General features: G+C 66.8%; 13 protein-coding genes. 7 read left to right on the top strand and 6 right to left on the bottom strand.

The features are described 5' to 3' along the window. Positions 1 to 115: 115 nt before the first annotated feature. Complete coding sequence (gloA, locus tag ACFQU1_RS25420; protein WP_378138059.1) at positions 116 to 529, bottom strand: lactoylglutathione lyase; 414 nt, start codon at positions 527 to 529, stop codon at positions 116 to 118. 170 nt (positions 530 to 699) lie between these two features. On the opposite strand from gloA, the gene ACFQU1_RS25415 reads away from it, so the two are divergent. The 3 genes from ACFQU1_RS25415 to ACFQU1_RS25405 all read left to right on the top strand — a co-directional run bounded on the left by ACFQU1_RS25415 (position 700) and on the right by ACFQU1_RS25405 (position 3,838). Next, on the top strand, positions 700 to 2,130 hold the full coding sequence (locus ACFQU1_RS25415) for an FAD-binding oxidoreductase (RefSeq protein ID WP_378138057.1): 1,431 nt from the start codon (positions 700 to 702) through the stop codon (positions 2,128 to 2,130). Between the two features lie 20 nt (positions 2,131 to 2,150). After that, positions 2,151 to 2,939, top strand: a complete 789-nt coding sequence (locus ACFQU1_RS25410; RefSeq protein ID WP_378138055.1) for a FadR/GntR family transcriptional regulator — start codon at positions 2,151 to 2,153, stop codon at positions 2,937 to 2,939. Between the two features lie 143 nt (positions 2,940 to 3,082). Beyond that, entirely contained in the window at positions 3,083 to 3,838 is a 756-nt protein-coding gene (locus ACFQU1_RS25405) for a FadR/GntR family transcriptional regulator (protein WP_378138053.1), read from the top strand. A 12-nt stretch (positions 3,839 to 3,850) separates the two neighbouring features. Here the strand turns inward: ACFQU1_RS25405 and ACFQU1_RS25400 are convergent, their stop codons facing one another. The 5 genes from ACFQU1_RS25400 to ACFQU1_RS25380 all read right to left on the bottom strand — a co-directional run bounded on the left by ACFQU1_RS25400 (position 3,851) and on the right by ACFQU1_RS25380 (position 8,552). Beyond that, positions 3,851 to 4,573: an ABC transporter ATP-binding protein gene (locus tag ACFQU1_RS25400; RefSeq protein ID WP_378138051.1), complete on the bottom strand. Its 723-nt coding sequence runs from the start codon at positions 4,571 to 4,573 to the stop codon at positions 3,851 to 3,853. After that, positions 4,570 to 5,292 carry an ABC transporter ATP-binding protein gene (locus ACFQU1_RS25395; protein WP_378138049.1) on the bottom strand — a complete coding sequence of 241 codons (723 nt, stop codon included), beginning with the start codon at positions 5,290 to 5,292 and terminating at the stop codon, positions 4,570 to 4,572. The genes ACFQU1_RS25400 and ACFQU1_RS25395 overlap by 4 nt, the downstream gene beginning before the upstream one ends. 2 nt (positions 5,293 to 5,294) lie before the next feature. Then, a complete protein-coding gene (locus ACFQU1_RS25390) occupies positions 5,295 to 6,302 on the bottom strand; it encodes a branched-chain amino acid ABC transporter permease (protein ID WP_378138047.1) in 1,008 nt (335 codons plus the stop codon). Between the two features lie 21 nt (positions 6,303 to 6,323). Further along, on the bottom strand, positions 6,324 to 7,193 hold the full coding sequence (locus ACFQU1_RS25385; RefSeq protein WP_378138045.1) for a branched-chain amino acid ABC transporter permease: 870 nt from the start codon (positions 7,191 to 7,193) through the stop codon (positions 6,324 to 6,326). A 129-nt stretch (positions 7,194 to 7,322) separates the two neighbouring features. Next, complete coding sequence (locus ACFQU1_RS25380) at positions 7,323 to 8,552, bottom strand: ABC transporter substrate-binding protein (protein WP_378138043.1); 1,230 nt, start codon at positions 8,550 to 8,552, stop codon at positions 7,323 to 7,325. Positions 8,553 to 8,692: 140 nt separating this feature from the next. On the opposite strand from ACFQU1_RS25380, the gene ACFQU1_RS25375 reads away from it, so the two are divergent. The 4 genes from ACFQU1_RS25375 to ACFQU1_RS25360 all read left to right on the top strand — a co-directional run bounded on the left by ACFQU1_RS25375 (position 8,693) and on the right by ACFQU1_RS25360 (position 12,716). Further along, the gene (locus ACFQU1_RS25375) at positions 8,693 to 9,679 is read left to right on the top strand and encodes an aldo/keto reductase (RefSeq protein WP_378138041.1); all 987 of its coding nucleotides are present in this window, start codon (positions 8,693 to 8,695) and stop codon (positions 9,677 to 9,679) included. A 687-nt stretch (positions 9,680 to 10,366) separates the two neighbouring features. Then, positions 10,367 to 11,350 (top strand): AAA family ATPase, encoded by a 984-nt coding sequence (locus ACFQU1_RS25370; RefSeq protein ID WP_378138039.1) that lies wholly within the window; start codon positions 10,367 to 10,369, stop codon positions 11,348 to 11,350. Positions 11,351 to 11,359: 9 nt separating this feature from the next. Then, on the top strand, positions 11,360 to 12,271 hold the full coding sequence (locus ACFQU1_RS25365; RefSeq protein ID WP_378138037.1) for a DUF58 domain-containing protein: 912 nt from the start codon (positions 11,360 to 11,362) through the stop codon (positions 12,269 to 12,271). After that, positions 12,255 to 12,716: a DUF4381 domain-containing protein gene (locus ACFQU1_RS25360; protein WP_378138035.1), complete on the top strand. Its 462-nt coding sequence runs from the start codon at positions 12,255 to 12,257 to the stop codon at positions 12,714 to 12,716. Before ACFQU1_RS25365 ends, ACFQU1_RS25360 begins: the two co-directional genes overlap by 17 nt. The last annotated feature ends 1 nt before the right edge of the window (position 12,717 follow it).

The following is a 12,717-nucleotide window of genomic DNA, read 5'->3' as shown; positions in this document are numbered from 1 at the left end:
GCGAGGTCCCTCGACCCGGACGAGGCCGAGAACCGCAGGAGGGCAGAGCACCCGCAGGCGTTCGAGGTCCGAGAACGGACACCCCGCCGGGGGCGGGATGTCCGGCCAACACGGGTCAGCGCATGGTGTCGAGGCCGATCAGCTCGATGCGGTAGCCGTCCGGATCCTCGACGAAAGCGATATGCGTGGTGCCGTGCTTCATCGGGCCGGGCGGGCGCGGGATTTTGGCGCCTTGCGCTTCGAGCGCGCTGCAGACCTTGTAGATGTCCTTCACCCCGAGCGCGAGGTGGCCGAAGCCCGTGCCGAGCTCGTAACCTTCATGGCCCCAGTTATAGGTGAGCTCGACGACTGTATTCGTCTCTTCCGGTCCGTAGCCCACGAAGGCGAGGGTGAATTTGCCCTCGGGGAAGTCTTCCCTGCGCAGGAGCTGCATGCCGAGAAGCTCGGTATAGAACTTTATCGATTTGTCCAGGTCCTTGACCCGGATCATCGTATGCATCATGCGGAATTGGCTGGGCTCACTGCTCATCGTCGCGTCCTCCTGAGGGCGTTGTTTCCACCGGCTCGCGTTCCATCCACCTTGCGCCCCTCCTGCGGCGCAAAGCGAGGGAGACCTTGCTGTCCGGTTTCAGGGTTGTATGATAACACGGCAATGAGAGGGTTTGTCCAGGTCTCGGCGCCCTCTCGAGAGGTTCTTCAATGATCGTTGCTTCATCGGCCCTCGATGCTCTTGCCGGCGTGCTGTCGCCGGACGAACTCGTCACCGGTGCCGAGGACATGGCCCGCTACAGCCGCGATTGGTCGGGCGACCATTACGGCCGCCCGCTCGCCGTGGCGCGGCCGCGCGCGACGGCCGATGTCGCCGCATTGATGCGGCATTGCTGGGAAGCCGGCATCCGCGTCGTGCCGCAGGGCGGGCTCACCGGGCTCGTCGGGGCGGCGGTTGCCGATCCGAGCGGTCATGAGGTCGTCGTCAGCCTGGAGCGCATGAACGCGGTCCGCTCGGTCAATGCCATCGACTACGCCATGGTGGTCGAGGCCGGCTGCATCCTGGAGGAGGCCAAGCGCGCCGCCGAGGCTGAGGATTGTCTCTTGCCGATCACCTTTGGCGCCCAAGGCAGCTGCCGAATCGGCGGCAATGTCGCCACCAATGCCGGCGGCTTCAACGTGCTGCGCTACGGCATGACGCGCGACCTCGTCCTCGGGCTCGAGGTGGTGCTGGCGGACGGGCGCGTGTGGAACGGCCTCAAGGTGCTGCGCAAGGACAACCGCGGCTATGACCTGAAGCAGCTCTTCATCGGCAGCGAGGGCACGCTCGGCATCATCACCGCCGCCGCCTTCAAGCTGTTTCCAAAGCCGACGCAGGTCGAGACGGCGCTCGTCGGCCTCCGGTCCATCGAGGATGCGATGGCGCTCTACGCCCGGGCACGGCGCGCCTGCAGCGATCTTCTGAGCGCCTTCGAGCTCATCCTGCGCGACTGCATCGAGGTGTCGCTGCGCGCGCGTGCCGATCTTCCTGATCCGCTCCGCGAGGTCTATCCGTGCTACGCGCTCGTCGAGCTCGCGGCGAGCGGCGCCGTCGATCTCAGGACGGTGCTGGAGACCTGTCTGGCGGAAGCCGACGACCTCGTCGCCGACGGTGTGATCGCCACGAGCCGCCGCCAAGCCGATCGGCTGTGGAGCTATCGCGAGGTCATGGTGGAGATGCAGGGCGGCGGTGGTCGCTACCTGCGCACCGACGTGTCCGTGCCGATCTCGCAAATCCCCCGCTTTATCGCCCAAGCCATCGCGGCAGTCCGCGCCGCCTATCCCGAGGCGCAGCCGCTCGCCTATGGCCATGTGGGCGACGGCAACGTACATCTCAACGTGATTCCACCGCCCGGCCTCGCGTCGGACGCCATGGAGAGGCTGTTTCACGGCGCGGAAGACGTGATCTTTACCGTCCTTGATACGATCGGCGGCAGCATCAGCGCGGAACACGGCATCGGCCGGGTGAAGCAGGAGGCTTATCTGGAACGGATCGGCAGCGTGGAGCTTGATCTGGCGCACTGCCTGAAGAACGCATTCGACCCCCGGCATATCCTCAGCATGGGGCGCATTCTGCCCGCCGGGACAGCGGGCGACGGTTAGGCCGGGGAAGGGGGCAGGGAATGGCATTGAAGCTCGATAAGGTCAGCCGGGGGCCGCATCTGCCGGCCCTGGTCGCGAGCTCCATCTCGCGGGAAATCGCGCAGGGGCGGCTGAAGCCGGGCGATCGGCTGCCGACCGAACAGGCGCTCGCCACGACTTTCGGCGTCAGCCGCAATGTCGTGCGGGAGGCGATCGCGCGGTTGAGATCGGAAGGGCGGATCTGGTCTCATCAGGGGCGCGGCGCTTTCGTCTCGGAAACCACCAATCCGACCATCCTGACCATCGACCATGATGCGCTGCAGAACGGCGATGCCTTCCGCAGCCTGTTCGAGCTTCGCGAGGTGATCGAGGGGCGTGCTGCGGCGCTTGCGGCCGAGCGGCACGGGGCGAGCGACATCCGCGACATGCGCCGTGCGCTCGCCGCCATGCGGGAGGCGCCTTACGGCAGCGTGCAGTGGCTCAAGGCGGATCTCGAATTCCACCTCTCCATCGCCAAGGCGACCCGCAATAGCTATATGGCGCAGTTCCTCGGCTTCATTGCGGAACATGTGCGCGAGAGCATTTTGGCGGCCGGCGGCCAGAGCCGCTCCGACGACATGGCGCAAGTGACGCTCGCCGAACACGAGCGCATTCTCGCCGCCATCGAAGGACGAGACGCCGGGGCGGCGCAGGAGGCGATGCACGCCCATCTGATCGGGGCCGCGAAACGCGTGGGGATTCCGGCCGGCAAGGGTGTGAAGCGCCGGGCCGGCCGCAGGAAGGACGTGGCGGCAACCGAGCCGCTGCTCGGGGCCGAAACGACGGAGTGATGGCGCCGGCAACCGGCATTGAGGCGACCCTCGCGTGAGCAGGGGCGACGGGCTTGCGCGCGGTGGACTTGCGCGCGATGGGCTTGTGTAAGTAGGGCGGCGCTGCAATTTTCCAGCGGACACCAGTAGAAACTCAGGATCCGATGCCCGGCCGAACGTCCAGCCTTTTCGACACCATCCAGCAGACCCCCAACCTCACCACGGGCCTCGTCGACACGCTTGTCGCGCAGATCGAATCGGGCGAACTCGCGCCCGGCCAGCGGCTGCCGACCGAGCAGGCGATCGTGGCGGCGACGGGCGTGAGCCGCACGGTGGTGCGTGAGGCGCTTGCCTCGCTGCGGGCCCGCGGCCTCATCACCACGCGCCAGGGGCTTGGCACCTTCGTTGCCGAACATCCGGCGCCGATGGCCTTTTCCATTGCCCCGGATGAGCTCGAAACGCTCGGCGACACCCTCAATCTGCTCGAATTGCGCATCGGCATGGAAGTTGAGGCGGCAGGCCTCTCGGCGCTCCGCCGGACGGAGGCCGACATCGCGCGGATGGAAGGCCATCTCGCGGCGCTCGAGGATGCGATCAGCGCCGACAGGTCCGGCGCGGAGGAGGATTTCGCCTTCCATCGCGCCATTCTCGTCTCGACGCAGAACCCACATTTCGCGCGCTTCTTCGACCTGTTCGGCAGCCTCGCCATTCCGCGCCAGCGCGTGCGGCTGGGCGCCCTATCGGCGCAGGAACGGGAGCGCTACCTGCGGCGCATTCAGCGCGAGCATCACGCCATGCTCGCAGCGATCCGGGCCGGCGATTCTTCGGGCGCGCGCCGCGCCACGCGCCATCATCTCACGAAGAGCTACGCCCGCTACCAGGGCTTGAGCCAGCCGGCGGGTGCCGACGGGAGCCGGTGAGGCCAGGCGCGTTCAGCGCGCAGCAGTGCCGAGATAGAGCTCGCGCATCAGCGACATGTCGCGCAGTTCGGCGATCGGACCGGAGGTGACGATCTGGCCGTTCTGCATGAGATAGCCGCGGCTTGAAACGGACAACGCGAGGCCGGCATTCTGCTCCACGAGCAGCACGGAGGCGCCGAAGCGCTCGCCGATCGCTTCGATGATCGCCTTGATCTCCTTGACCATGAGCGGCGACAGACCGAGTGAGGGCTCGTCCAGCAGGAGGACGCGCGGGCGGGCCATCAGGCCGCGGGCGATGGCGAGCATCTGCTGCTGTCCACCGCTGAGGGAGCCCCCCTTATCCCGCCGCTTCGTGGCGAGGATCGGGAAGAAGCCTTCCATGATCGTCACGTCGGCGTCCACCGCGGCGGCATCACGACGCGCATAGGCGCCGAGCCGCAGGTTCTCCTCCACGGTCATGTCGGCGAAGACGCGGCGGCCTTCGGGCACGAGCACCACGCCGCGCTTGGCCATGACGTCCGGCGGTTGCCCGGTGACGGTCTCGCCATCGAAGTGGATACTTCCGGACCGCGGCTTCACGAGCCCGGCGATGGTGCGCAGCAGGGTCGTCTTGCCCGCCCCGTTCGGCCCGAGGATCGTGACGATCTCGCCCTTGTCGAGCGTGAGCGACACCCCGCGATTGACGATGGTGGGCCCGTAGCCGGTGGTGACGCCGGTGATCGTGAGAAGGCTCACAACTCACCTCCCAGATAGACGTCGAGCACCTTGGGGTCGTTCAGCACGGCGGAGGTCGGCCCATCGGCGATCTTGCTGCCGAAATCGAGGACGACGAGACGGCGGCAGAGCATCTGGATGAGGTTCATGTCGTGATCGATGACGCAGACGCTGATGCCATGAGCGGGAAGCTGCTCGACGAGGCGAACGAGCGCCGTGGTCTCCTTGTCGTTGAGGCCGGCCGCCGGCTCGTCGAGCAGGAGGAGAGCCGGACGTGTCGCCAAGGCGAGAGCAAGGCCGAGGAGTCTCAGATTGCCGAAGGGCATGACGCCGGCAGCCTCGTCGGCGAGCGCCTCCAGCCCGACGAAGGCGAGCAGCGCCTCCGGCGTCGGCCAGGGAAAAGGGCGGTCGCCACCACCGCCGCGGTGCTCTCCAGCGATCCGCAGGTTCTCGATCACGCTGAGGCCCGGAAAGGCCATCGCCTGCTGGAAAGTGTAACCGATGCCGCTGCGCGAGATGGCATGCGCCGGCCAGCTGGTGATGTCGCGGCCGCGCCAGCGCACGCTGCCGCGGGTCGGTTTGTGCACGCCGGTGACAACGTTGAAGAGCGTGGTCTTGCCGGATCCATTGGGACCGACGACCCCGAGGATCTCGCCTTCGTCGATCGCCAGATCGACCCCGGCGAGCGCCACGACGCCGCCGAATTCCTTGCGCAGCCCGCTTATCTCGAGAATGCCCATGCTCACCCCCGGATGGTCGCGGAACGGGCGGACTGCCCACCGGAGGGGCTCACGCCGCGCCGCCCGACCAGCCAGCGCCAGCCGTCGATCGCGCCGGCAATGAGGCCGTTCGGCAGGAGGAGGATCACCGCAATCAGGCAGACACCGTAGAGGATGCGCGATTCGACCGGGTCGAGCGCCAGCATTTCCGGCAGGAAGGCGACGAGCACGCCGCCGGCGAGCGGCCCCAGCAACAGCCGCGCCCCGCCGATCATCACCATGAGTGCGAGATAGATGGAGGGAAAGGCCGCGAATTGGCTGGGCGAAATGTGGCGCAGGAAATAGGCGAGAAGCACGCCCGAGAGGCCCGCGAAGACGCCGCTGACCACGAAGGCACCTATCTTGTGCCGCCCCACATTGATGCCGAGGGAAGCGGCGAGCTTTTCGTTTTCGCGAATGGCGCGCAGCGTCCGCCCATAGGAGGAATGGATGATGGCCCAGCTCGCGACGGCGCTGAGGGTGACGAAGCCAAGGACCACCAGATAGAGGCGGGGCAGGGGATCGAGATCAAATCCGAAGAGCGTCACCGGCAGCTGCATGTCGAGCCCGGTGGCGCGGCCGGTGAACTCCCCGCCATTCGTCAGGATGATGGTGAGCAACTGGCCGAAGGCGAAGGTCAGGATCACGAAATGATGGCCGCTCACCCGGAGGGACGGAAAGCCCACCACCGTCGCGACGAGCGCCGCCGCGATGGCGGCGAGCGGAAGCACGGCCCAGAAGCCCATGCCCGCATCGCGCGCCAGGATAGCCGCCGCATAGGCGCCGACGCCGACGAGCGCCGCATGGCCCATGGAGAGGATGCCGGTCTGGCCGAAGAGCACCGCGAGCCCGTAGAGCGCGACCACATTGATGCCCGCCGTGATGGCGAGCGAGAGCAGCCGGTTGCTCGGCCCGAGCCAGGGAACGAGCGCGAGCAGCGCAAAGAGCACCAGGGCTCCGGCGAGAGAACGAACGGGGGAGGATGTGTTCATGGATGAACTCGGCGCTTGCGGTCAGGTGACGCGCGGACCGCTCGTTCCCCCGAAAAGCCCATGCGGCCTGAAGAGGAGGACGAGGATCATCAGCCCGAAGGAATAGGCGTCGGTCCATTCGGAAAAGCCGTAGCCGGCGCTGAGACCTTCGACGATCCCGAGGATCAGGCCCGCGACCACGGCGCCGGTGAGATTGCCGAGCCCGCCGATCAGGGCGACGGCGAAACCCTTCATGACGATCGTGCCGCCGGTGAAGGGGGTGATGGGGAAGAGCGCGATGAGAAGCGCCCCGCCGAGGCCGGCGAGCGCACTGCCGAAGACGAAGACGCCGGTGATGTAGCGGCGCACGGGAATGCCCATCAGCGCTGCCGTGTCGCGGTCCTCGACGCTTGCTCTGAGCGCCCGGCCATAGCGGCTGCGGGTGATCGCGACGAAGGTCAGCGCCACCACGGCGAGCGTGATCAGGATGACCATCACGCGAACCGAGGCGATGCGCACGCCGCCCACATCCCAGATGCCGCTGAGCGGGCGCGGAATGCTCTTCTGATTGGCATTCCAGAACAGGATGACGATGTGCTGGAGCACGACGATGAGGCCGAGCGAAACGATGAAACCATTCGTCGGCCGGTCGAGCGTGAAGCGGAAGAGGCCGCGCTCCAGCACGAAGCCCATGAGCGCGACCACGGCGATGGCCGCAATGAGTGCCAGCGGAAAGCCCCAGCCGGCGCTCACCGCGAGCCAGGTGACGATGCTGCCGACCATCAGGAATTCGCCATGGGCGAAATTGATGATGCCGGTCAGGCCGAAGATCAAGGTGACGCCGACGGCGATCAGCGTGATGACGCTGGCAATCGACAGTCCGTTGAGGATTTGCTGGATCAGAATATCCACGACGGCCGTCCGATTCTGGATGCCTCTGGCGGGGACGGAAGGGTTCGGCCGTTCAAGGCCGCAGTTTCGCTGAAAAGACCTGCCGGAGGCACGCGGCCCCCGGCAGGCGAGAGGCGAGGCGCCGAGCGCTCAGGGCGCCTCGCTGGGAGGATCTTGCATCGAGCAGGCGATGTCGCCTTCGGGCTTGGCGACGCAGACTTCCGTCGCGTGCGTCACCTGATGATGGGCGTTGAAGGCGAGATCGTCGGAGACGACGCCCTTGTGGTGAATGGTCGTGAGAGCATCCACCACCTTGTCCGGATCGAAGCTGCCGGCTTTCGTCCAGGCTTCGGCGAGCATATGGACATAGTCGTAGTAGAGCAGCGACACGGACGAGGTGACGCCCTTCGGCGCGCCGGCGGCGAAATAAGCCTGGAAATAGGCCTTGGCCTTCGGATTGGAGGACTCGCCCCAGCAGACCGGCACGCAGCTCATGGTCACCGGCACATCAGCCGAGAGAGAGCGTTCCTTCCAGATGCCGGGATCGACGCCGAAGAGGAAGTAACTCGGCGCGGCGGCGAGCTCGAAAGCCTGCGGAAGCGCTGCCAGCGTGGAGTCGCCATTATACCAGAAGTGGATGACGTCCGGCTTCAGGCCCTTGGCGCGCGTCAGGAAGGGCGAGAAGTCGGTGGTGTCAGGCGGGTAGAAGATGATGTCCGGCACCTCCTGCCCCTCGGCCTTCAGCGCCTTGAGATAGTAGGAGGAGAGGAACTGCCCGGTGGCGTCATTGCCGGCGATAATCACCGACTTCTTGATGGGATGGTCGACGAGCGGCTTGAGCAGCGTCAGCACGCCGCGCGCTGTCGATCCGCTGCGCTGGAATTCGCGCGGCTCCGTCTGGAAGAGATAGTGATTCTCGCCGCCCTTGGCGACGCTCTGGTCGGTGAGAACGGTGTCGAGCGTCGAATTGCCGGCGAAATGCAGCACCTTGGCCGGCTGGGTGATCTTGGCCATCGCCAGGGTGAAGTCATGCGATTCCGAACCGAAGATCGCCTTCACCCCGACGTCGCGCACGAGCTCTTGCGTCGCCGCCACGGCCGTGCCGATGTCGGTGCGGTCGTCGCGCTTCACGAGCTCGATCTTGTAGGTCTTGTCGCCAACCTTGACGCCGCCGGCGTCGTTGATCTCTTTCACCGCGAGGCTGACGCCGGCCGGTAGCGTATGCCCGGCCGAGACGAAGGAGCCTGATTCCGCGGCCACGACGCCGATCTTGACCGTATTGCCCGCGTCTTGTGCGAGGGCGGGCAGCGTTAAGGCGCCCAAGCCCATGACGCCCAAGCCCACGGCCAGCACGGCCGCTTTTTTCGAGACGACGACCATCGCTCGATCCTCCCCGGATCTATTTGCATTCTTAGCCGGTTGTCCTACAACCCTATTCTCTGATATGTGCGATCATCAGGACTGTCAAGCCGCGTTGGAGCCGCCCACGATGTCGGCTAGAACGCGCAGAGGAGGACCCAATGCGAGCGAGAATCTTTGGACGGACGGGCCGCGAGGTCAGCGAAATCGGCTTCGGCGCCTGGGCGATCGGTGCGAGCTGGGGCGAGGTCGACGAGAGCGACGCGATTGCGGCCCTTCATGCGGCGCTCGACAGCGGCATGACCTTCATCGACACGGCCGACGTCTATGGCGACGGCCGCTCGGAGCGGTTGATCGCCCGCGTCGTCAAGGAACGCGGCGGCACGCCCCCCTTCATCGCGAGCAAGGCCGGCCGGCGGCTGCCGCAGCAATCCGTGGAGGGCTACAGCTACGATAATTTGCGGGGCTGGATCGAGCGCAGCCTGCAGAATCTCGGCGTCGAGACGCTCGACCTCGTGCAGCTCCATTGCCCGCCGACTGATCTCTACTATCACCCCGAGGTCTTCGGCGCGTTGGATCGGCTCGTCGCAGAAGGCAAGATCCGCAACTACGGCGTCAGCGTCGAGCGGGTCGAGGAGGCGCTCAAGGCGATCGAATATCCGGGCGTCGTCAGCGTGCAGATCATCTTCAACATCTTCCGCCAGCGGCCGATCGAAACCTTTTTCGAGGCCGCCAAGCGCAAGAACGTGGCGATCATCGCGCGCGTGCCGCTGGCGAGCGGCCTGCTCTCGGGCAAGTTCCGCAAGGACACGGCCTTCGAGGACACCGATCATCGCAAGTTCAACCGCAACGGCGAAGCCTTCGACGTGGGCGAGACTTTTTCGGGCGTGCCCTATGAGGTCGGCCTCGCGGCTGTGGAGCGCATCCGCCCCCTCATCGGTGGCGACGCCACGATGGCGCAGTTTGCCCTGCGCTGGATCCTGATGTTCGATGCGGTCACGGTGGCCATTCCCGGCGCCAAGAACGCGGCCCAGGCCCAATCCAATGCCCAGGCCGCGGCTCTGCCGGCCATTCCGCAGGCTGTGATGGACGAGCTGAAGCGGATCTACGACGCGGACATCAAGCCCCACGTGCACCAGCGCTGGTGAGGCGACGGGCCGGGCGGGCCTCGACGGTTCGCTCGAGCCGACATCCGGTCCGGCCATCCCGCGATGGTGCCGGATCGGCGCGCCCTGTGATGCGGCCGCAGAGGAACAAGCGGCCGGACAGGCTCAACAGCTGAGCTTATCGCATGTCTCATCGCGTCGGCGGTCAGAGCGTGTCATTCGAGCGGATGCTTTTCTGGCCGATTACGCCTGCGCAATGATCTGCGCCTTGCCTTCGCGCGTGATCACTTCTTGCGGATTACTCTGGCGAAGCTGTCCCGCAGTCGCCGCAGCTGCTTGTCCGCAGTAATGCTCTAAGGGAAAAATAAACATTCAATCCGACTTAACCCGATGCTTAAATGATCGGGCGTCGCGCTCGCGCTGCAGCGCGGACTGAGGCGACTCGTCCAGTCCGGTCCGGTTGGGTCGGGGGCGGCATCGTCCTTGTCCGTTCGGCTGATGTCAGCGACGCCCGCGCTCGGCCGGAACAGACCGGCGATTTGAGCCAGAAAACAAGATGATTGGGAGAGGAAGCCCGGTGCAGAACACGATCGGCGCCCCTGACGGAGGATTGAGAATGCTTGCCGCTGACCAGTTCTGCCGTCTCGCTCATTCCCGGCCCAAGTCCGCGATCGGTTTCGGCTCTCGCTGAAACCTGCCGCGAGAGGGCCATTTGGGAGGGCCGAACGCATGAATTACGCCGAAAGACCCGTGGGCGACGACCTTCACGCGCGCATCGTCACCTTGCGCGATGCGCTGCAGAAGGGCTTGATCGGTTGCGAGCATCTGGTCGAGCGTCTGCTGATCGGCTTGCTCACCGGCGGCCATCTCCTGATCGAAGGGGCGCCCGGCCTCGCCAAGACCCGGGCCGTCAAGAGGCTTTCGGCCGGTCTCGATGCCTCTTTCGCGCGCATTCAATGCACGCCGGACCTCATGCCCGCCGACCTCACGGGCACGACCGTCTGGCGGCCGGACCAGGGTCAGTTCGAGTTCTTGCAGGGGCCGCTCTTTCACTCGCTCGTCCTCGTCGACGAAATCAACCGCGCCCCGCCGAAGGTGCAGTCCGCTCTCCTCGAAGCCATGGCCGAGAGCCAGGTGACGGCGGGCAATGCCACCTACCGCCTGCCTGATCCCTTCATGGTCGTTGCAACGCAGAATCCCATCGAGCACGAAGGCACCTTCCCGCTTCCCGAGGCGCAGCTCGACCGCTTCCTGCTGCATGTGGTCGTCGGGCTGCCCGACGAGGCGGCCGAGCGGCAGATTCTCGATCTGGTGGAACGGGAAATGGTCGAGGAGGTGGCGGCCATGCCGGCGCGGCTCAGCGTCGAGGAGATCCAGCGTGCACGCCGCGCCGTCGCCAATGTGCATCTCGCGCCCGCCGTGAAGGACTATATCGTTCGGCTCATCGTCGCGACGCGCAGCCCCGAGAAAGTGCCGGACATCCGCCGTTCCATCGAGCATTCCGTCTCGCCGCGCGGCACGCTGGCGCTTGCCGCCGCCGCCAAGGCACGCGCCTATCTCCATGGCCGGGACCATGTCCTGCCCGAGGATGTCGCCGATCTCGCGGAGGATGCGCTCGCACACCGCTTGATCCTGACCTGGCGGGCTGCCGCCGACGGGCAGACGGCGCGTGATCTCATTCCGCCGCTGCTCGAGCGCGTTCCTCCGGTCTGAGGCGGGCCCATGTTGGCCGACGCGCTCACCACTCCCGGCGTCGCGCTCGATCCGCAAGCGCTTCTGCAGTTGCGCCATCTCGCCTGGCGCGGACGCACCTCCATCACCCGGCAACTGTCGACGCTGCCCGGCGGGCTGGTGACGCGCCGGCGCGGTCGTGGCGTCGAGGTCGACGACGTGCGCCTCTGGGCCGACGGTGACGACGTCCGCCATATCGACCGCAACACGACGGCACGCACGGGCGTGCTGCACGTGCGCACCTTCCGCGACGAGCGCGAGCGGCGCGTGCTGCTGGTGCCGGATTTCCGGCCGCCCATGCTCTTCGGAACCCGCCGGGCGCTGCGTTCGGTCGCTGCCGCCGAGGCTCTGACGATTCTCGGATGGCGCGTGATCGCCAATGGCGGCCGCATCGGCCTCTTGTCCGCCGGGGAAGGGGAGGCAGTCTATGTCCGCCCCCGCGCCGGGGAGAAGGCCATGGCGGCGGTGATCGGCGGTCTGGCTCGCGCCCATGCGGCGGCCTTGGGAGTGGCGCGCCGTTCAGATCCGCCGCTTGCCGAGACACTCGAAGCGGCGGCAAGGGCCATGCCGCAGGGTGGCCAGATCGTGCTGGCGAGCGCGCTCGACGCGGTCGGGGCGGGTTTCGATGAAGCGGTCCTCGCCCTTCGCGGCCGGGTCGGCCTGCGCGCCATCTTGGTGCTCGACGCCTTCGAGCAGCGGCCGCCCGCCGGTGTCTATCCCTTCGCGGCGCGCGCCGGCGGCCTGCGCTGGGGCCGCATTTTGCCCACGCAGCCGGCAGACACCGGGGCCGAGCGCCTGAAGCGTCTGACGGATCTCGGCGCCCGCGGCATCCTCCTCGACAGTGAGGCGGAGCCGGAAGCAATGGTCCCTCTGGTGGAGCAGCTCGATGACTTCGACCGTTGAGGGCCTCGCCGGATTGCGTGGCCTGCATCTGCCGGCGGAGGGCCCGCTGTCGTTGTCCGGGCAGATCGGCCTTGTGATCGCGGTCGGCCTTCTGGCGGCGCTCGCCATTGCTGCGGCGGTTGGCTTCCTCGCGCGTCGGCGTATCTCGGTGCGATTGAGCGCGCTGCGCATGCTGGAGGCCGCGCGGCGCCTCGATGCGCCCGAGCGGCTGCTCGTCCAGGCGAAGCTGTTGCGCCGGCTGGCGCGAACGCTCGGCGGCACGGCCGTGGCGCGCGCTAAGGGTAAGGCCTGGGCTGAGCATCTCGACCGCATCTTCGCCACCACCTTTTTCACGGCTGGCGCGGGGCGCTATTTCGCCGGAGACCTTTACCGTCCAGGCGCCGAGCCGGACCCGGAGGCGATCGAGCGCGAGCTCACCACGCTCATCCGCCGCATCAAGGCTTGAG

The organism is Chelatococcus sp. GCM10030263, from assembly GCF_042666455.1.
Taxonomy (GTDB): Bacteria; Pseudomonadota; Alphaproteobacteria; order Rhizobiales; family Beijerinckiaceae; genus Chelatococcus.
Note: the sequence above shows the minus strand (reverse complement) of the source record. Positions and strands in the feature narration are given on the sequence as shown.

Bases quoted from the DNA above. Each gene is read 5' to 3' on its own strand.
- ACFQU1_RS25375 (WP_378138041.1), top strand. From the start codon at position 8,693: ATGCGAGCGAGAATCTTTGGACGGACGGGCCGCGAGGTCAGCGAAATC.
- ACFQU1_RS25390 (WP_378138047.1), bottom strand. From the start codon at position 6,302: ATGAACACATCCTCCCCCGTTCGTTCTCTCGCCGGAGCCCTGGTGCTC.
- ACFQU1_RS25360 (WP_378138035.1), top strand. From the start codon at position 12,255: ATGACTTCGACCGTTGAGGGCCTCGCCGGATTGCGTGGCCTGCATCTG.
- ACFQU1_RS25395 (WP_378138049.1), bottom strand. From the start codon at position 5,292: ATGGGCATTCTCGAGATAAGCGGGCTGCGCAAGGAATTCGGCGGCGTC.
- ACFQU1_RS25415 (WP_378138057.1), top strand. From the start codon at position 700: ATGATCGTTGCTTCATCGGCCCTCGATGCTCTTGCCGGCGTGCTGTCG.
- gloA (WP_378138059.1), bottom strand. From the start codon at position 529: ATGAGCAGTGAGCCCAGCCAATTCCGCATGATGCATACGATGATCCGG.
- ACFQU1_RS25370 (WP_378138039.1), top strand. From the start codon at position 10,367: ATGAATTACGCCGAAAGACCCGTGGGCGACGACCTTCACGCGCGCATC.
- ACFQU1_RS25410 (WP_378138055.1), top strand. From the start codon at position 2,151: ATGGCATTGAAGCTCGATAAGGTCAGCCGGGGGCCGCATCTGCCGGCC.
- ACFQU1_RS25380 (WP_378138043.1), bottom strand. From the start codon at position 8,552: ATGGTCGTCGTCTCGAAAAAAGCGGCCGTGCTGGCCGTGGGCTTGGGC.
- ACFQU1_RS25405 (WP_378138053.1), top strand. From the start codon at position 3,083: ATGCCCGGCCGAACGTCCAGCCTTTTCGACACCATCCAGCAGACCCCC.
- ACFQU1_RS25365 (WP_378138037.1), top strand. From the start codon at position 11,360: ATGTTGGCCGACGCGCTCACCACTCCCGGCGTCGCGCTCGATCCGCAA.